Origin of the sequence: Actinoplanes sp. NPDC051513, assembly GCF_044454685.1 — a bacterium.
GTDB lineage: Bacteria > Actinomycetota > Actinomycetes > Mycobacteriales > Micromonosporaceae > Actinoplanes.
This window is the reverse complement of sequence record NZ_JBITDW010000046.1, coordinates 1-16,335: the sequence shown is the minus strand read 5'-3', so window position 1 is coordinate 16,335 and position 16,335 is coordinate 1. Positions and strand designations below refer to the sequence as shown.

The 16,335-nt window shown below is 68.2% G+C and carries 18 protein-coding genes and 1 pseudogene; 5 read left to right on the top strand and 14 right to left on the bottom strand.

The genetic code is table 11. From position 1 onward, the window contains the following. Positions 1 to 136: 136 nt before the first annotated feature. The 9 genes from ACIA5D_RS50680 to ACIA5D_RS50640 all read right to left on the bottom strand — a co-directional run bounded on the left by ACIA5D_RS50680 (position 137) and on the right by ACIA5D_RS50640 (position 7,660). Entirely contained in the window at positions 137 to 790 is a 654-nt protein-coding gene (locus ACIA5D_RS50680; RefSeq protein WP_396037929.1) for a tyrosine-type recombinase/integrase, read from the bottom strand. Then, positions 787 to 1,170: an integrase gene (locus ACIA5D_RS50675; protein ID WP_396037928.1), complete on the bottom strand. Its 384-nt coding sequence runs from the start codon at positions 1,168 to 1,170 to the stop codon at positions 787 to 789. The genes ACIA5D_RS50680 and ACIA5D_RS50675 overlap by 4 nt, the downstream gene beginning before the upstream one ends. Beyond that, positions 1,163 to 1,687 (bottom strand): hypothetical protein, encoded by a 525-nt coding sequence (locus tag ACIA5D_RS50670; protein WP_396037927.1) that lies wholly within the window; start codon positions 1,685 to 1,687, stop codon positions 1,163 to 1,165. The genes ACIA5D_RS50675 and ACIA5D_RS50670 overlap by 8 nt, the downstream gene beginning before the upstream one ends. A gap of 342 nt (positions 1,688 to 2,029) precedes the next feature. Then, entirely contained in the window at positions 2,030 to 4,093 is a 2,064-nt protein-coding gene (locus ACIA5D_RS50665; protein ID WP_396037926.1) for an ATP-binding protein, read from the bottom strand. An 863-nt stretch (positions 4,094 to 4,956) separates the two neighbouring features. Next, positions 4,957 to 5,190, bottom strand: a complete 234-nt coding sequence (locus ACIA5D_RS50660; protein ID WP_396037925.1) for a hypothetical protein — start codon at positions 5,188 to 5,190, stop codon at positions 4,957 to 4,959. 162 nt (positions 5,191 to 5,352) lie between these two features. Next, positions 5,353 to 5,994 (bottom strand): hypothetical protein, encoded by a 642-nt coding sequence (locus ACIA5D_RS50655; RefSeq protein WP_396037924.1) that lies wholly within the window; start codon positions 5,992 to 5,994, stop codon positions 5,353 to 5,355. Positions 5,995 to 6,077: 83 nt separating this feature from the next. Continuing rightward, on the bottom strand, positions 6,078 to 6,638 hold the full coding sequence (locus ACIA5D_RS50650; protein WP_396037923.1) for a hypothetical protein: 561 nt from the start codon (positions 6,636 to 6,638) through the stop codon (positions 6,078 to 6,080). Positions 6,639 to 6,684: 46 nt separating this feature from the next. Continuing rightward, a complete protein-coding gene (locus ACIA5D_RS50645; protein ID WP_396037922.1) occupies positions 6,685 to 6,996 on the bottom strand; it encodes a hypothetical protein in 312 nt (103 codons plus the stop codon). Between the two features lie 22 nt (positions 6,997 to 7,018). Beyond that, positions 7,019 to 7,660 (bottom strand): maleylpyruvate isomerase family mycothiol-dependent enzyme, encoded by a 642-nt coding sequence (locus ACIA5D_RS50640; RefSeq protein ID WP_396037921.1) that lies wholly within the window; start codon positions 7,658 to 7,660, stop codon positions 7,019 to 7,021. Between the two features lie 71 nt (positions 7,661 to 7,731). Between ACIA5D_RS50640 and ACIA5D_RS50635 the strand changes: the two genes are divergently transcribed. Next, on the top strand, positions 7,732 to 8,187 hold the full coding sequence (locus ACIA5D_RS50635; protein ID WP_396037920.1) for a MarR family winged helix-turn-helix transcriptional regulator: 456 nt from the start codon (positions 7,732 to 7,734) through the stop codon (positions 8,185 to 8,187). A gap of 649 nt (positions 8,188 to 8,836) precedes the next feature. Here ACIA5D_RS50635 and ACIA5D_RS50630 read toward each other — a convergent pair. The 3 genes from ACIA5D_RS50630 to ACIA5D_RS50620 form a co-directional block, all read right to left on the bottom strand. Next, positions 8,837 to 10,456 (bottom strand): methyl-accepting chemotaxis protein, encoded by a 1,620-nt coding sequence (locus ACIA5D_RS50630; RefSeq protein WP_396037931.1) that lies wholly within the window; start codon positions 10,454 to 10,456, stop codon positions 8,837 to 8,839. 913 nt (positions 10,457 to 11,369) lie between these two features. Next, positions 11,370 to 11,579, bottom strand: a complete 210-nt coding sequence (locus tag ACIA5D_RS50625) for a hypothetical protein (RefSeq protein WP_396037919.1) — start codon at positions 11,577 to 11,579, stop codon at positions 11,370 to 11,372. Continuing rightward, positions 11,564 to 11,941, bottom strand: coding sequence for a group II intron maturase-specific domain-containing protein (locus ACIA5D_RS50620; protein ID WP_396037918.1), 378 nt, complete (start codon positions 11,939 to 11,941; stop codon positions 11,564 to 11,566). The genes ACIA5D_RS50625 and ACIA5D_RS50620 overlap by 16 nt, the downstream gene beginning before the upstream one ends. A 509-nt stretch (positions 11,942 to 12,450) precedes the next feature. Between ACIA5D_RS50620 and ACIA5D_RS50615 the strand changes: the two genes are divergently transcribed. The 4 genes and pseudogenes from ACIA5D_RS50615 (at position 12,451) to ACIA5D_RS50600 (ending at position 14,743) form a co-directional block, all read left to right on the top strand. After that, positions 12,451 to 13,038 (top strand): site-specific integrase, encoded by a 588-nt coding sequence (locus ACIA5D_RS50615; RefSeq protein WP_396037917.1) that lies wholly within the window; start codon positions 12,451 to 12,453, stop codon positions 13,036 to 13,038. 125 nt (positions 13,039 to 13,163) lie between these two features. Next, a complete protein-coding gene (locus ACIA5D_RS50610) occupies positions 13,164 to 13,979 on the top strand; it encodes a tyrosine-type recombinase/integrase (protein WP_396037916.1) in 816 nt (271 codons plus the stop codon). After that, positions 13,972 to 14,199: pseudogene (locus tag ACIA5D_RS50605) on the top strand (site-specific integrase); the annotation flags it as partial. The gene ACIA5D_RS50610 and the pseudogene ACIA5D_RS50605, both read left to right, overlap by 8 nt. Positions 14,200 to 14,359: 160 nt before the next feature. Further along, complete coding sequence (locus tag ACIA5D_RS50600) at positions 14,360 to 14,743, top strand: tyrosine-type recombinase/integrase (RefSeq protein WP_396037930.1); 384 nt, start codon at positions 14,360 to 14,362, stop codon at positions 14,741 to 14,743. A 110-nt stretch (positions 14,744 to 14,853) separates the two neighbouring features. On the opposite strand, the gene ACIA5D_RS50595 is transcribed toward ACIA5D_RS50600, so the two are convergent. Continuing rightward, positions 14,854 to 15,546 (bottom strand): reverse transcriptase domain-containing protein, encoded by a 693-nt coding sequence (locus ACIA5D_RS50595; protein ID WP_396037915.1) that lies wholly within the window; start codon positions 15,544 to 15,546, stop codon positions 14,854 to 14,856. A gap of 49 nt (positions 15,547 to 15,595) precedes the next feature. Further along, positions 15,596 to 16,192, bottom strand: coding sequence for a helix-turn-helix domain-containing protein (locus ACIA5D_RS50590; protein ID WP_396037914.1), 597 nt, complete (start codon positions 16,190 to 16,192; stop codon positions 15,596 to 15,598). Positions 16,193 to 16,335: the final 143 nt, after the last annotated feature.

Below are 16,335 nucleotides of genomic sequence, written 5' to 3'. Positions count from 1 at the left end.
GCGTGTTGAGCGTCAACGTGATCAATCCATCCTCGCCGCCCCGGGCGGGCTACACCTGTGAACCGCTGGTCTCACCGAACCCTGACACCCAGGGGAACCCACCTCAGACTGCAAGCGGGTCCAGCCCTCCCTGCCGCTATCGCCGCACCGTCGCCAGCGGATGCGGCTCACCCGTCAGCGCCGACACCGCGTCCGCCAACTCGTTCATGCTCGCCCGCACATACCCCGCCGTGGCCCCGACATCGCCGCCCGTGCTCTCCGCGTGCCCCGCGTAAGCGCGTGCAACGGCATAGCCGAAGTTGCGTTCTACCCACGTCAATGTCGTATGGCGCAACCAATGCGCGCTGGTCTGCTGCGCCGCTACCCACGGCAGCCGCGCCCCTAGCCGCTCCCACAGGTGGTCATACCGGCGCCGGGTGATCGGCTGACGATTGCGATACCGCAGCAGCTGCCCGGTCGGCGGAGCACCGCGCTCGGCGGCGTGCGCCTGAAGATGCGTCATCAGCGTCGGCGACACCGGTTGCCACCGGAACGTCCCACCCTTCTCTCGCAGCAAGATCAGGCACTGATCGGCGTCGAGATCCATCGGACGCAACGCCAGCGCCCCACCGCGCCGGCACGCCGTTTCCACATGCAACCGGATCAGTAGACCGTCCAGCGCCGGGTCATCCCCGCTGATCGCCGCCACTTCGTTGAGTTCCGCCAGCCGTACGTCCGGCAGTGCCCGGCGCGTGCTGGCCAGCCGCTTGGGCTTCGCGACCTTCAAGGCCGGATTTTCCGCCTCGCTCATGAACCCGTCCGCCGTGGCCCGCCGATACAGGCACCGCAGCGCCGCGATCGTGTGCTCCTCCCACTGCGCCCGCCACGACCGTTGCGACGCTGCACCCGGTTCGCCTTGATGTCGACGATCAGCCTGCGAATGTCCGACGCACTGACCTCATCGATGCGGCGCTCGCCCCACCGTTCAACGACCCGATTCCAATACGTCCCGTAGGCCCTGAGCAAGCCGGCAGAGATCGACGCGGCAACCACCGGAACGTAGTCAGCGAAGGTCGGCGCCACCGGACGCGCCGCGGCACCCGCCACGAGGTCGAGCGGCGAAATGCCCATCCGTTCGAGCAGCAGCCGGGCCGCCTCCAGGCCGGCCTGATCGATCGTCGACTCAGCCATTCGCATCCGCCCCCAGCGCAGCCGCATGGACTCGGTCGACCACCGCGTCCAGGGCGGCCGGCGGATGCACCACCAGCAAGCCACCCTCCGGATAGGCGGCGAGCAGGACCCGGTCGCCCGGGGAAAGCTCGCACCACCGCCGAGCCGCGACCGGAAGGTGAAGGAAACTTCGCCCCGTGAGCCGAAAGACCCCGCGCTCGTCCCGGAAAATCGCGATCAGGCCCCGGCTCACCCGGATATCAAGACGCCCACCGGGCGCCCAGCCCAGCGCCGCCATGATTACCCCGTCAGCGATACGGCCGCCCGCACCAAGGGTGCTGAGGCCGTAAACCGCGGATCCAGCACGCTTCTCCGACAAGGCCATGAGCGGCAACGGCGGCCGCGCGGATCGCGGCGCTGCTGAGCCCCGTGGCAGTTGATCGGCCCGGCCGGCGAGAACCAGCGGTGGCACAACCGATGGAAGGGAAAGTTCGGTCACGGCACGCACCGCCAGCCGATGCTGACCGGTTTTGACCATGCCGTGGATGAGAGGTGGGTGGTCAGGCGCGCCTGACCACCGGTACGTCGTTTGACGCATGAGTGCTACAAGTTTGTGTCCGGAGCCCAACACGTGGAATATTCACACGGTAGTAGCGTCCGGAGAGCTGGTATGTGCGCCGTGATCTTTGCGTTGATGCCAAGTGACGGACAGTTCGTCGGCCATTCGGTTCGGCACCGAGACGGCGGACGTGACCAAGGACGGTGGCTGAGCTACAGCGCGGCCGGGACGGGCGGTTCGGCGGGGACTGCGGGTCGAGCGCGGCCTCGACAGCGGGCCGCCTGCAGGCCGCGCAGCAGCGCCTGGGCGTCGTCGGGGGATTTACGCGTTGTGGGGTTCGGGGTCGTCGGTCTCGGGTGGGGCGGTTTCGGACGGTTGGATGGTGCGGAATCCGGCGAAGTGGCCGTTGAGGATGCGGCCGGCTTTCTCGATGATGGCCGAGGCCGAGAAGGGTTTCTCAATGAGGTGCACGCCCCGGTCGAGTCTGCCTTGTGAGGCCAGGACGGGTTGGGCGTAGCCGGACATGAACAGCACCTCGATGTCGGGCTTGAGTTCGCGGATCTTCTCGGCGACTTCCTTGCCGAGCATGTCGGGCATGACGACGTCGGTGACGAGGAGGTGGATGTCGCCGTCGTAGCCGGCGGCGAAGGCGACAGCCTCCGGGCCGCCGGCCGCGGTGATCACGTGGTAGCCGCTGCGGGTGAAGATCCGTTCGGTGACCTCGCGGAGCGCTTCCTGGTCTTCCACCATCAGGACCGTCTCGCCGGAGGGAGTGCGTTCATAGGGCACGGCGTCCGGCTCGGGGTCGGCGATCTCGTCGGTGACCGGGACCAGGATCGTCATGGTGGTACCCGCGCCGGGGATCGAGTGGATGGTGATAGTGCCGTCGGCCTCGGCGATGATGCCGTACACGGTCGACAGGCCCAGTCCGGTGCCGGCGCCTTCGGCCTTGGTGGTGAAGAACGGTTCGAAGACGCGTTCCTTGACCGCGTCGGGCATGCCGGTGCCGGTGTCGCTGACCCGGATCCGGACGTGCTGGCCGGCGGTGAGCAGCGCGTCGGCGTCGATGTCCACGATGACGTTGGCGGTGTCGATGCCTAACGTGCCGCCGCCGCTCATCGCGTCGCGGGCGTTGACCGCGAGGTTGAGCAACACCTGCTCGATCCGGCCGGCGTCGGCCAGTACCGGCCACAGACCCTCGGCCAGGTCGGTGCGCAGCAGGATGTCGGTGCCGATGGTGCGCCGCAGGAGTTGCTCCATGTCGGTGACGATGTGGTTGAGGTCGAGCACCTGTGGTTGGACGATTTCGCGGCGGGCGAAGGCCAGCAACTGGTGGGTCAGGTCGCTGGCTCGTTCGGCGGCCCGCTGGATCTGCCCGACGTCACGGTGGGCTGCGATGAGCTCGGGTCCGCGTTCGGCGAGATCGTTGCCGACGAACTCGGCGTAGTTGAGGATCACGCCGAGGAGGTTGTTGAAGTCGTGGGCGACGCCGCCGGCGAGTTGGCCGAGCAGTTCGAGGCGCTGGCCCTGGTGGAGTTGCGCCTGGAGATGTTCGCGGTCGTGCTGGGCGCGAGCGCGTCCGCTGTCCATCACAGCCTGGAACCGGTCCTGGGCATTTTCCACCTCGACCAGTTCCTGGGCACGCTCCTCGCCGTCGCGGAGCTGGAACCGGTCTTGCGCCTCGGCGACCCGCACGCGTTCCTTCGCCCGTTCGGCGCCCATCACCTTCTGGAACCGATCCTCAGCGTCGTGGACGTCCATGCGTTCCTGGGCGAGCCGTGCACCCATCTTGGCTTGGAACCGATCTTGCGCCTCGTGGACCTGCACGCGTTCGTGCGCGTACTCGGCGTCCATGAGGTCCTGGAAGGTTCGATCCTGCGGGTCGTCCGCGGCTTGGCGGTCGCCCTCCTGGACCTGCGGCTGGAGAAGGTGGGCCCGGCCGTGGGCTTCGACGTGGTGCTGGCTCGCTGGGGTGTCGAGACCGCCAGCAACCCCCGGCGGCTCGTCGACCAGGTGAGCGATGGTGGCAGCGCCGACGATCGCGCCGGTGGAGCCGAGAATGGGCGAGGTTGTCAACGACACGGTCAGGACCGTCCCGTCCCGGTGCAGCCGTTGCGTCTGGCGAGCCGTCATATCCTCACCGGCTGCGACGCGTTGCAGGATCGCGGCCTCCGCCGCTCGGTGCTGCGGCGGGATGAGGATCTCCACAGAAGCCCCGACGAACTCCTGCTCGGCGAAGCCGTACAGCCGCAGAGCAGCGGCGTTGCAGCTGCTGATGACGCCGGAGGCGGTCATCCCAACGATGGCGTCATGGGAGGACTCGATGATCGAGGCCAACTCGGCTCGTCGGATGGCGACCTGCGTTTGGACCGGAACCTGGACCATCTCAACCCACTTCGACCGCCAAGCGGACCGTGTCCTGAGGGTGAGGCGGAGGAGCATCCAAACCGACGCGGCAGAGATCACGAGACGGATCTCCACCGAGAACGCTACTCGCCCGATCGACATTTTAGTAGAAGCAAGACAAAATGGTCGAATGATCAGCGGCTGGCCACGGCGTCTTGGCCCTGGCGAGCGTGGGCGAGGCGGTGCCCGTCGGCCGGAAGTCTCAGAGTTCACCAAGGTCCGGCCGGCATCCTGTGCGGCATGCTGGATCGGATCTTCGGTTGCCGGTGCACCCGCTGGTGGTAAACCTGACCGTCGTAGCCGTGCCAGTGACCGCCCTGCTGGTCGTGCTCTGCGCGGTCCGGCCGCACGGACAACAGTGACCGGTCTACCGGGGCCTGGCTGCCCGGACCGGACCCAGGCAGCTAGCCACAGCCGGTGTCAGACGGCTTGGCCGTCGCCGCGACGCCGCCAGTACCGGCACAGCTCGCCATCGACGTGGACGCGTTCCACGAGGCCGACGCGGGCCGGTTTGTCCAACAGGGACCACAGCACGCTGCGCTCGTACGGGCCGAGTTTGAACCGGTTGCCCAGGTCGTTGGTGGGACAGCGGCTTGTCGCCGGGGGCCGGGCAGCGCGTCCAGCGCCGCGGCCTGGAATCGCTGCCGGTCCTGTCTCGTTCGGCCGATCCCCGCAGCCATACCCGACAGTCTGTTGGGCGGCAGAGCGGCGCGGCAACCGCACGTTAGGTGACATATGATCCGGCGTCCGGGCCCCGCAGGTGGATCTACCTCCGACGAAGCCGGAAATGAGTCAGCACGCCGGGTAGGCGCGGCTGGGCTGGCTGTTCTGGTCGCTGGGTCTCAGCGGGGGCGGTTCGCCGGCGGGCTGTGGATGTGGAGGGGTTCAAGGTCGTCGTCCTCGTCGTCGTGCGCCTCGGCGGGGTCGTACAGGCCGGGGAACCGCAGCGCGTCCGGGCCGGTGTCCCAGGTGTCGGCGTCGGGCCACTGACGATCTTCGGCCTCGCGGGCAGCGCGCTGCCCGGTGGGGTCGTCCCCTCTCGGTCGGGTTCGAGCCGTTGCCACCCGCAGAGTCACCGGCCGATGGTCGTCGCCAGATCCGTACCACCGAGACGACCCTGACCAGCTCGTTATGCACCGGTGCGGCGGCGTGCACCTTCGGGGTTGGTGTCGGCGACCGCGATGAGGTGCCCACGACGGCGAACTTTGGTAGGTCGTTGTGCCGTCGCCGGGGCCGTTTCATCGTCGGGCGCTGATCGTCGCTGCGACGCCGATGGCGATGTTGGCGAAGAACATCGGTGCGGGTATCACTCCGCCGAGGACTGCCAGTTGTGTGAGCATGAGGATGCCGACGGCGATGAGTGTCCAGCCGGTCCACCTGGGCAGGAGCGGCGTGCGTAGGAGGGCGATGCCGAAGCAGATCTGCGCGACTGGCCATAGCAGGCCCAGTACGGTGGTGTCGACGCCGCCGGTCCAGGGGACGAGTGGCAGGTACCAGTCGGGCAGCGGCTTGCCGAACAGGTCCTGGGTGACGGTGACACTGAAGACCGGGGTGATCGTCAGCAGGGCGGTGCCCATCAGGTGTGTTGCGGCGGCGACCTTGGCGGACGCGGAGTCGAGCAGGCCGGCCAGGATCACGACGGCCGGGACGCTCACGGCGAATCCGGCAGCGAGGAAGCAGGTCGTGAACAGCCATGCCCCTGGGTGCGCCGTGAAAACCTTCATTGCCTCGGTGGGCTGGTCGGTCCAGGTCGGCAGTAGTGCCGGGTTGGCGACGGCGATCAGTGGCGGTGCGCCCGCCGCGACATACCGCCCGCCGAGGATCCGGCGGGTGATCGTAGCGTGGCCTTGCGCGGGCCGCCGGCCGTCATGGCCGGTCATCGCGATTCCGCGGAGGCGGCTGGCGTCGTGGTATTGGGGAGGACGGGTCCGGGGGTGCGGGTCAAGGCGATGCCGATAGCGGCCTACATAGCCATCCAGGCGATCAGGGCCAGGCGCCCGGCTGCCATCGGTCCGGATTTCGCCGGGACCACGGCGGCGAACAGTGCGAGCCCGCAGACCGGCACGGTGTAGCGGGCCCATCGCTGCCAGCGGCCGGCACGTATGACGGCGATGCCGGCCACCACCAGACCGAATCCGATGGCCAGGCTGGACCCGCCGTAGCCGATGTTGAGCCGGTCCACGCGGGCGTCGTTGACCTGTGCGCGGGCGAGTGTCATCGCGCCGATTTCGCACAGTGTCAGGCCGATCAGTGCGGCGGCGGCGATGCCGATGCCGGCTTTGCCGGCGCGGCTGGCGTTGAGCACGGCGCGCCCGACGGCCACGACGCCGATCAGCAGAAGCACGTGGTTGATGACGAAGACAATCTGTGCGGTCAGGTGCATGGGCGTGTCGAACGGACAGCTGAGCCGGTCGGGGCCGACCTGCGGCGCAACCATGATCATGGTCGGGCCGCCGGCGGCGCCGATGGCCGCCGCGCCAGGACAAAGCAGGCCGGCCGTGCGGGTGGACGCGGCCGTGGTCATGCCACACGCAGCCGGGCACGGGAACCGGACCAGATCAGCGTTACGGCTACCGCGGTGGCCGCGATGGCCACTGCGGCGACGATTTCGCCCAGCCGGGTGCTTGTGGGGCGAAGAACGCCGGTACCGACAACAGCGCAGACACCGTCCGGGTGCCGGCCACCACCGCGGTCGCAGGGCGTTTGCCGCGCCACGCGGCCGGCACGCAAACGATGGTGGACACGCCCAGCAGCGCGCTGGCGATCACCAATGCGGCCGGCGGCGCCGCGTCGACGAACAGGCCGGTCAGCCCGGCGAGGTCGAGCACGCCGAGTACGGTGCTGAGCATAAGCCCGGTGGTCAGCGCAGGTGAGCGACGCATGGTGGCCTCCGTGAGGTTGGTCCTAGCCGGGACGTTGGGTGGATTTGCGCAGCCGTGCGGTTCCTGGGCCCTGCAGACTGTCCACGGCCGCAGCCGTGCGGCCGGTCAGGAGCAGCAGAAGCGCCAGGGCGGTCCCCGACACCTGCGGCCCGGCGCCTTCGGTCCAGTCGGTGTCGGTCGCCGTCAGGGTCAAGCCGGCCAGCGTGCGGTTGGCGTGAAACGGCCACCCCATCGCCCACACCCGGCGCAGCGCCTGATGGCTGTTCTCGGCAGGTACAGGAAAGTCGCGTCCGAGCGGCACGGTGATGTCTTGACTGTGCACGATCACGTCGAACAGTGCATTGCGTGCGTCGAGCACCCTCGCGGTGCGCTGGGCGCCGGCGTGTTGGCGGATCTGCGCGACGAGGTCGGCGCGGTCGCGTGATCCGTTGCGGATGGCCAGCAGGGAGTTGATCCGGTGCGGGTTGAACCCTGCCCGTGGCGCGGCCGCGATCATTTCCCAGGTGGTGATGGTCGGAATGAGCGCGAGATGACCGGCGACGTCGCGCACCCGCCAGCCCCGGCACAGCGACGGCGCGTCCCACTTCGCCGGGGTCAATGACTCCAACAGGTCAGCGACACGCAGGCGCAGCAGGCGCACCCTCGACCAGTAGTCCTCATCCACGACCCCACCTTCGGAAGTCCGATCCTCGGACCAATATAGTCCGAACTTCGGACGTCTGCAATGATGGCGGCATGGCCGATGACGATGATGAGCTCAACTTGGGGCTGCTGCTGCTGATCCCGTACCGGTTCATGGAGACAGCCGTGTTGGCCACGCTGAAGGCTCACGGCCACGACATCGGGCTGAGCCAGGCGCGGGTCTTCCAGCGCATCGCTCCAGGCGGATCCCGCCTGGCCGAACTGGCCGACGCCGCCCAGGTCAGCAAACAGACCGTGGGTTCCATCGTCGACCAACTGGAAGGAGCTGGGTATGTCAAACGCGTCCCCGACCCGCGCGATGCCCGTGCCCGGCTGGTCCAGCTGACAGCCAAGGGTCATCAACTCGTCGCGATCGGCATCCCGGTCATCCGGGGCATCGAGGCCGACTGGGAAGAACGCCTCGGCCCAGCCCAAATGCGCCAACTCAAGCAACTGCTGGCATCGTTACGGGAGATCACCGACCCCTTCCGCCAGCCCCAGCGCCCATAGCGCACGGAGACCGCGAGAAAGGCGGCTCTGTCCCTCGCCGACATACATCTGCGGTTTGAAGCCTGTGCCTGGTAGATGAGAGTGCGTCTCTTTCTGAGGGAGAAGGCCCCGGCCGGCGGTGATGTACTCGTCGCCGCCAACTCCGGGCCACCGGCCGATCCGCACCGAGATCGCCGACGTGCTCGGCATCTCCGCGCCAAGCTGTACCGCGCATGGCCACCCGAGAACGCGCCAACTACCGGCGAAGATTCAACGCCGTAGACTCCTGAAGGTCACAGGTAGCCGGCGCGGCACCCAGACCGGTTTTCCTGTGACAACTGCCCTTATCGCAGGGTGGCGCTGGACGGGACCACGACCTCGCGAGACGCCCGGCGCGTATGGTGGCAGGCAAGTTCCACCGCTTATGACGTGTGCGGCTGGGCGCCGGGGGTGGGCACCGGGGGCCGGCTGGGGAGCGGGGCGGACGGCCTTGAAGGGCCGGTACGCCGGCTGGGAGCCGGGTTCGGCAACGATGAGGACGCCGAACGTGATGTTGAACCAAGTCGAGTATCGGGCGCGCCAGCGCGAAAGCTGGTGTCCAGTACGAGGTAACCGCCGACGTGCCAATGAACCGCGGGCGTGTGGGCGTGAGCGACAGGCGAGGCGCTGGTCAGTATCTGAACTGTGCGACGACGGTGGCCAGTTCGGAGGACATCCGGGTCAGTTCGGCCGTGGCTTGCTGAGCCTGGTTGACGCCTTCGCTGGTGAGGCGGGCGGCGTCGGCGACACCGGTGATGTTCTGGGCGACGTCGCCCGCGCCGGTGGCGGCCTCGGTGACGCTGCGGTTCATCTCGCCGGTGGTCGCGGTCTGTTCCTCCACGGCGGAGGCGATCGTGGTCTGGAAGTCGCTGATCCGGGCGATCACCCGGCTGATCTGCTCGATCGCCGTGACAGCGCCGCCGGTGTCGGCTTGGATGACCTCGACGCGCCGGGAGATGTCTTCGGTGGCGCGGGCGGTCTCCTGCGCGAGGTCCTTGACCTCGGAGGCGACCACGGCGAAGCCTTTACCGAGTTCACCGGCGCGGGCGGCCTCGATGGTGGCGTTGAGCGCGAGCAGGTTGGTCTGCTCCGCGATCGCGGTGATCACCTTGACGACGTTGCCGATCTCGGCGGACGACTCGCCCAGTTTGTTCATCGAGTCGGAGGTGGTGGCGGCGAGTGTCACCGCCTCCTGGGCGACCTGGGCCGCCTCGGTGGCGTTCTGCGAGATCTCCTTGATCGAGGCACCCATCTCCTCGCTGCCGGCGGAGACGGTGTCGATGCTGCGGGAGATCTGCTCCGCGGCGGCCGACACGGTCTGGGCTTGAGCGGACGTCTCTTCGGCCGAGGACGAGATCTGCGTGGTGACCCCGGACAGTTCCTCGGCGGCACCGGCCAGCGAGGTCGCCGAGCCGCTGATGGTGGTCACGGTCGCCCGTAACCGGACGACTGCGGTGTCCAACGATTGTCCCATCTGGCCGGGTTCGTCCCGTGCGGTGAGCCCGGCGGTGCGAGTCAGGTCGCCCTCGGCGAGTGCCGCGCACACATCCTTGACCCGGCTCAGGGACCGGACGATCTGCCGAGCCACCAGCACCCCGGCGGCCAGCGCGACGACCAGCCCGATGATCAGAAGCAGCAGGGAGGTGAGCCGGCTGGCCTGGTAGCCGGACCGGGCCGCCGCCGCGGACCGTTCCGCATCCTGGGACTCGGCGGCGCGTAGCGCGGCGATACTCTCGTACGCCTTGGCGATGTGCGGGTTGGCCTCGCCGGTACGGACCGTCTGCCAGGTCGCCATGTCGCCCAGCTCGCTGAGCGGGATGAGTTTCGTCGCGGCGATGGAGGAATACTGCTGCCACTCCGTCGTCAGGCTCTGAATCGTCGCCTGATCGCCGGCCGGATGCCCGCTGCGGTAGGCCGCGATGGCAGCGGTCGCCGCCTGCACGTCCTTGGTGAACGTCTCCTTGACCTTCGTCTTGGCCGCCGCCCCGCTGCTCGCCGCGTGCAACGTCACGTCGACCCGGACCTGGAGGAAGGCCGACTTGATATCGCCGACCGCGGCCACGTTGGCCACATTCGTCGAGTAGATCTGCTGGGCGGCGGCGCTGGCCCGGCCCAACGCCGCCAGGCCCGAGACACCGACGGCCAACGCCACCAGGCCCGCGATACACACGGCCGCCAAGATCTTGACATTGACGGGAAGATTAGCCACCGAAAACCGTCCACCTGCTGGTCTGTCCGCCTCGATGCTCATCATCGATCCCTCCGTGCACACACGCCGATACCCGTCCAACGCGGTGATCGCGGGTGATGTCACGACACACGGTAGGCCGCCTGCCCACGGCAAGAGCCCGGTTCGACAAAACGCGCGCCACAGCACCGTCCCGACGCCCTCTCGACGCCGGCCTGGTCGCCGGCCCAGGGGGCTCGACCGCTTGGCCATATCGTTGAACGAGCTGGCGGCTGTGGCGGACCGAGCGGCCATCATCCGCGAACACCACCTGGACGCCCTGGCCGCCGTCGCTCAATTCACCAACTGCTCGCTCTCGTGGAGCATCTCGAAGAAGGCGACGTGCCGGGTGGCCTTGCCGACGGCGTCAATGTCAACGGTACGGGCGCATTGTTGCCGATCTGCGCGACGATCCACGTCTGGACGCTGCGACCGGGCACGGCGTCGGACGTACCGGGCGGCCCTCCGCCGAGCACGCTGCCCGGCACACGTGACTACATCTGGCTGCCGTCTTCAGCAAACCGAGCACACCAACACCGAACGGCACGGACCGGTGGGTCGGCACGAGCTGTCGACGCCGCAGCTGATCGTCGGGACCCTCGCCGTGGCTCCCGGCCGCAGGCCATGCTCTTTAAGAGCCGCAGGCCATGCTCTTTAAAGAGGCGTCAGCATTCTCGTCTGGGCCCACACCACCGCAGGCAAGTCCCGCTTCGCTCCACGACCCATCGAAGACGAACGCCCTCACAACGTTCGTCGAGCCTGGCTTCTCCGCCGAGGCACCACATGGTTTCAGCTCTCTCGCCCGGACCCTCCGTCCCACTATGGTTGAGTCGGCCTGGGGCGCGATTCCGGGATTGCTCCCGGTCCGTTTCCCCAGGCCGCTCGCCGAACCCGCCGTGCGCGTCTCCGCGCAGCGGGCTCTCCACGGTCTCTGCCGTTAGGCGTGGTTGGGCGTGGTCCAGGGATTGGGGATCTTGATGCCGCGATAGCGGTACCGAGTGACCGGGATCGAGGCGATGTTGAACAACTCGACCCCGTCCGCCGCCGGCCTGTTCCACCGGCCGTTGGGGCCGGTGAGGCGACGGCGGACGTCCTTCCACTTCCAGCGGTGCAGCCGCATCCACCAGCAGATCACCCGATGCCACACGAAGTTTTCCAGGGCATCGAGGGTATGTTTGCAGACCGCGTGTTGAAGTCGTTGGCCCAGCCGCGCATGATCTGGTTGAGCCTGATCAGCACGTCCCCGGGCGGTAGCTGCGACAACCTGTTCGTCAGGGCACGGACTTTGTCCTTCAACGACCGGATGGGCCGGTCGGCGATGAACGTGTAGACGTACCACTTGTTCGTGCCTCGCTTGCGGCGCCACTGGATGCGGAACCCGAGGAAGTCGAACGATTCGCTCATGTGCATGATCCGGGTCTTGGCTGGTGACAGTCGCAGACCCAGGGGTTCGAGCACGGCGGCGATGTCTTCGCGTACTGCTTCGACGTCGTTGCGGGTGCCGTGCACGAGGATGACGAAATCGTCGGCTTATGCCGAAGCCCGGGTTATGCCGACATGGCTTGAGGATGCCCTGGTCAATGGGTGGTGGGCTGGTTTCTGAGTCGGCATGACCCTGGCGGGTTGCTGGGTGGTCTGTCTGTCTGGAGTGGTCGATGTTGCTCCGGACGGGAGATGTTCATGAGGGCAGTAGAGGGAGCCCGCTGCAGAGCGGATGAGGACGATGCCACGGCGACGCTGCTGGCAGAGTTCCGTACCTGGCTGGACCTGGAGCGGAGCTTGTCGCCGGTGTCGGTGCGCTGCTATGGCGTGCAGGCGAAAGCGTTTCTGGTTGGCGTCGGCGGCGCGGATGCGGTCGGCGGCCTGGACGCGGGCAAGGTCGTTGCGTTCATGGTGGACCATGCCCGGGACCGCAACACGTTGTCGGCGAAGGCGATGGTGACCTCGCTGCGGGCGTTCCTGAGGTTCACGCATGCGACCGGGCGCACGGCGGTGCCGCTGGCGGTGTGGTCCCCGCGGTGGCGTCGTGGCGGCTGTCGGCTCTTCCGCGCGGCCTTCCGGCGTCCGAGATCGAACGGCTGCTGGCGCGCTGCGAACGTCAGACGGCGGTTGGCCTGCGCGATTTTGCGGTTCTGTCGTTGCTGGCCCGGCTCGGTCTGCGGGGAGCTGAGGCTGCTGGCCTGCAACTGGATGACATCGACTGGCGAGCCGGCGAGGTCGCGGTCAGGGGTAAAGGCAGCCGGGTCGAACGACTCCCGCTGCCGGCAGCGGCCGGGCAGGCGCTGGCCGGATGGCTGACCGGTGGGCGTCCCCGGTGCGGGTCGCGGGCGGTGTTCGTGACCGTGCGGCGCCCGTATCGGCAACTGACACCGGACGCGGTCCGGCAGGTGATGGCTCGGGCCTGCTGCCGGGCCGGTCTCACCAGGCGGGGCGCGCACCGGTTGCGGCACACGCTGGCGACGGAGATGCTGCGCGCCGGAGCGTCGCTGCCCGAGGTCGGCCAGGTGCTGCGGCACCGCAGCCAGCTGTCCACCGCGATCTATGCCAAGGTCGACCAGGATGCGTTGCGTCCGCTGGCGCGCCGGTGGCCCGGAGCCGGCCGGTGAGCAGGCTGCGGGTCAGGGCCGAGCAATACCTTGGTCATGCGCCGTGCGCTTGGGTTCAAGCTGGAACGCAAGGTCCTCACCTGATGAGCTTCGTCCGTTTCTGTGAGCAGCGTGGCGCTGAACATGTGACCGCTGACCTGGCGATCGCGTGGGCGACCCAGACCGAGCGGGACAGCAGCGACGAGGTCTACCAGGCTCGGCGGCTCGACACCGTGCGGATCTTCGCCCGCCACCTGCAGGCACTGGAACCGGCCACCGAGATCCCGCCCGAGGACGTCCTGTCGCGCCGCTACCGGCGGATCCCTCCCTACCCTTATTCACCGGACGAGGTCGCTGCGCTGATGAGCGCGGCGGGCGGTCTGCGACCGGGGATCCGGGCGGCGACCTGGCGGACGCTGATCGGCGTGCTCGCGGTGACCGGCATGCGTTCGGGCGAGGCCTGCCACCTCGGCCACGACGACGTCGACCTGCAAGCCGGCACGCTCGTGATCGCCGACTCCAAGTTCGGCAAGTCTCGGCTGCTGTTCCTGCACCCGAGCACGATCATCGAACTACGCGCCTATGCGCGGGTCCGTGACCAGATGGTGCCCGAGCCGCGGGCGAGCACGTTCCTGGTCAACAGCCGCGGCAGGCCGCTGGACAAATACAACATCCAGCACACGTTCGCCGCGCTGATCACCGCGGCGGGCATCCAGACCCCGCCGGGACGACGCGCTCCGCGGCTGCACGACTTGCGGCACGTCTTCGCCGTCGCGACGATGCTGGACTGGTACCGCGACGGCGACAACGTGCAGGCGCGGCTCCCGGTCCTGTCCACCTGGCTCGGCCACGTCGACCCGAAATCCACCTACTGGTATATCTGCAAGCCGTCCCGGAACTGCTGGCCTTGGCCGCCGGCCGGCTCGAGCAACAGCCGGACGGGCGGGCAGCCTCATGACTGATCTCGCTCCCGTCCTGCAGGGCTTCTTCACCGACCGGCTCGCCCGGCAGAAGAACGCCAGCCCGAACACGGTCGCCGCCTACCGCGACACCTGCAAGCTCCTGCTGGCCTTCGCACACGCCAAGACCGGCAAGACGCCCAGCAGGCTCAGCCTCGCCGACCTCGACACCACCCTGGTCGGCGCGTTCCTGCAACACCTGGAAGAGCACCGCGGAAACGGCAGCGCCACCCGCAACGCCCGGCTGGCAGCAATCCACTCCCTGTTTCGCTACGCAGCCACCAAGGCCCCCGAGCACGCCGTCGTGATCAGCCAAGTCCTGGCAATCCCACCGCGGCGACCGGGCCACACCGCTCACCGCGCAGACCGTCAAAGTCCTCAAGATCTGGCTGACCGAACTCGACGCCGCCCCGGCCAGCCCGCTGTTGCCCACTCGGGCCGGAGGCCGGCTCTCCCGCGACGCCGTCGAACGGCTCGTCGCCAAACACGCAACCGCGGCAGCGGACGGCTGCCCATCGATCAAGACGAAGAACGTCACTCCGCACACCCTTCGGCACACCGCCGCGATGTCGCTGCTGAAGCCCGGGGTCGACACCTCCGTCATCGCCCTCTGGCTCGGCCACGAGACCCCGGAAACCACCCAGGTCTACCTTCACGCCGACATGACCATCAAGGAACAGGCCCTCGCCCGCGTTCACCAACCCGGCACCAGCCCCGGACGCTACCGGGCGTCCGACACCCTGCTCACGTTCCTCGACAACCTCTAACCACCGCGCCAAACGGCCGGGTTATGCCGACTCAGAAACCAGCCCACCACCCATTGACCAGAGCATCCTCAAGCCATGTCGGCATAACCCGGGCTTCGGCATAAGCCGACTTATGCCGAGCTCGGCATAAGTCGGCATACCGGACCAGCTTGAAGTTCGGCAGGCCGCGCCGCAGCCGCCCAGCCCTCACGCCCGGGCTGCTGCCCGGACCCCCGGGCTGCTGGGCGATGTGCTCGTCCAGCACCGCCAAGGCGACGTTGCTGAGCAGAGGAGACAAGATCGACCCGTGCGGGGTCCCGGCGTTGGTCTCCCGAAACCTGCCGGTCCTCGCCGAGGATCCCGGCCTTCAGGAACGCCTTCACCAGGCCCAGGACGCGCTTGTCGGCGATCCGGCCACACACCCGGCTCATCAGGGAGCCGTGGTCGATCTCGTCGAAGCAGGCCTTGATGTCACCTTCCACAATCCACTCATAGCGGCGTGGATTCGTGGCCAGATGGCGGATCTCGGCCACCGCGTCATGAGCCCGGCGTCCCGGGCGGAACCCATAGGAGCATGGGAGGAAATCCGCTTCGAAGATCGGCTCCAGCACCAGCTTCAAAGATGCCTGGACCACCCGGTCGGTGATCGTGGCGATCCCCAACCGGCGCAGTTTCCCGCCCGGCTTGGGAATCATCCGTTCCCGCACCGGCAGCGGCCGGAAACTACGGTCCTTCAGCGAGGCCCGCAGCCCGCCGAGGAACTCCTCGACGCCGACACGCAACAAGATGGACAAGGCGGTTCGCCCGTCCACCCCGGCGGTCACGGGCGGACGGACCGACTGGGGGTCCGTGCGGCATCACCAAGGGTCCGCTCTATGCGCTAGATGCCTGCGCAGGTGTTGTTCGGACGCTCATCCGTTCGCCGGGTCGTCCGAAAATGCTGAGGATCTCCGTGGGCTCGTCGCCCGTGCTGCCGAACCAGTGCGGTACCTGGGTGTCGAATTCGGCGACCTCGCCGCGTCCGAGCACCCAGTCCTGGTCACCGAGGACGAGCCGCAGGTGCCCGGACAGGACGTAGATCCATTCGTGGCCGTCGTGTGCCCGTGGCTCCGGATGCCCTTTGCTGGTCGGGATGACGATCTTCCAGGCCTGCGTGCCCTCGGGCTGCCGGATCAGCGGGATGACCGTCCTGCCCTTGACCCGGCCGGCCTTGAGCTGGACGCGCGGGTCGCCGGCTGCCGGGGCGCCGACCAGGTCGTCCAGCGGCACCCGATAGGCCTGCGACAGCGCGAGGAGCAGTTCCAGGGTGGGTCGCCGCTGTCCGGTCTCCAGCCGGGACAGCGTGCTTTTGGAGATGCCGGTGGTGCCGGCGAGGCCGGTGAGGGTGATCCGGCGTTGCCGGCGGAGCCGTTTCAGCCGCGGCCCGACCTGCTGCAGCGTGGCGGCGATGGCCGCTGAGGTGTCGTCCACGAGGCTCATCCCACCCCCGTTTCCCGGAAACAGCAACGTTCGTTGGTCGGCGACTCGCGCGGGTCCAGCCTGGGGGCATGAGTCAGTACGACGTAGCGGTCATCGGCGGCGGCGCCGCCGGTCTGTCAGCAGCACTTGTCCTG

Excerpts from the sequence above, each read along its gene's own strand:
- ACIA5D_RS50670 (WP_396037927.1), bottom strand. The coding sequence starts at position 1,687 with ATGGTCAAAACCGGTCAGCATCGGCTGGCGGTGCGTGCCGTGACCGAA.
- ACIA5D_RS50665 (WP_396037926.1), bottom strand. The coding sequence starts at position 4,093 with ATGGTCCAGGTTCCGGTCCAAACGCAGGTCGCCATCCGACGAGCCGAG.
- ACIA5D_RS50650 (WP_396037923.1), bottom strand. The coding sequence starts at position 6,638 with ATGACCACGGCCGCGTCCACCCGCACGGCCGGCCTGCTTTGTCCTGGC.
- ACIA5D_RS50630 (WP_396037931.1), bottom strand. The coding sequence starts at position 10,456 with ATGAGCATCGAGGCGGACAGACCAGCAGGTGGACGGTTTTCGGTGGCT.
- ACIA5D_RS50675 (WP_396037928.1), bottom strand. The coding sequence starts at position 1,170 with ATGGCTGAGTCGACGATCGATCAGGCCGGCCTGGAGGCGGCCCGGCTG.
- ACIA5D_RS50635 (WP_396037920.1), top strand. The coding sequence starts at position 7,732 with ATGGCCGATGACGATGATGAGCTCAACTTGGGGCTGCTGCTGCTGATC.
- ACIA5D_RS50645 (WP_396037922.1), bottom strand. The coding sequence starts at position 6,996 with ATGCGTCGCTCACCTGCGCTGACCACCGGGCTTATGCTCAGCACCGTA.
- ACIA5D_RS50655 (WP_396037924.1), bottom strand. The coding sequence starts at position 5,994 with ATGACCGGCCATGACGGCCGGCGGCCCGCGCAAGGCCACGCTACGATC.
- ACIA5D_RS50680 (WP_396037929.1), bottom strand. The coding sequence starts at position 790 with ATGAGCGAGGCGGAAAATCCGGCCTTGAAGGTCGCGAAGCCCAAGCGG.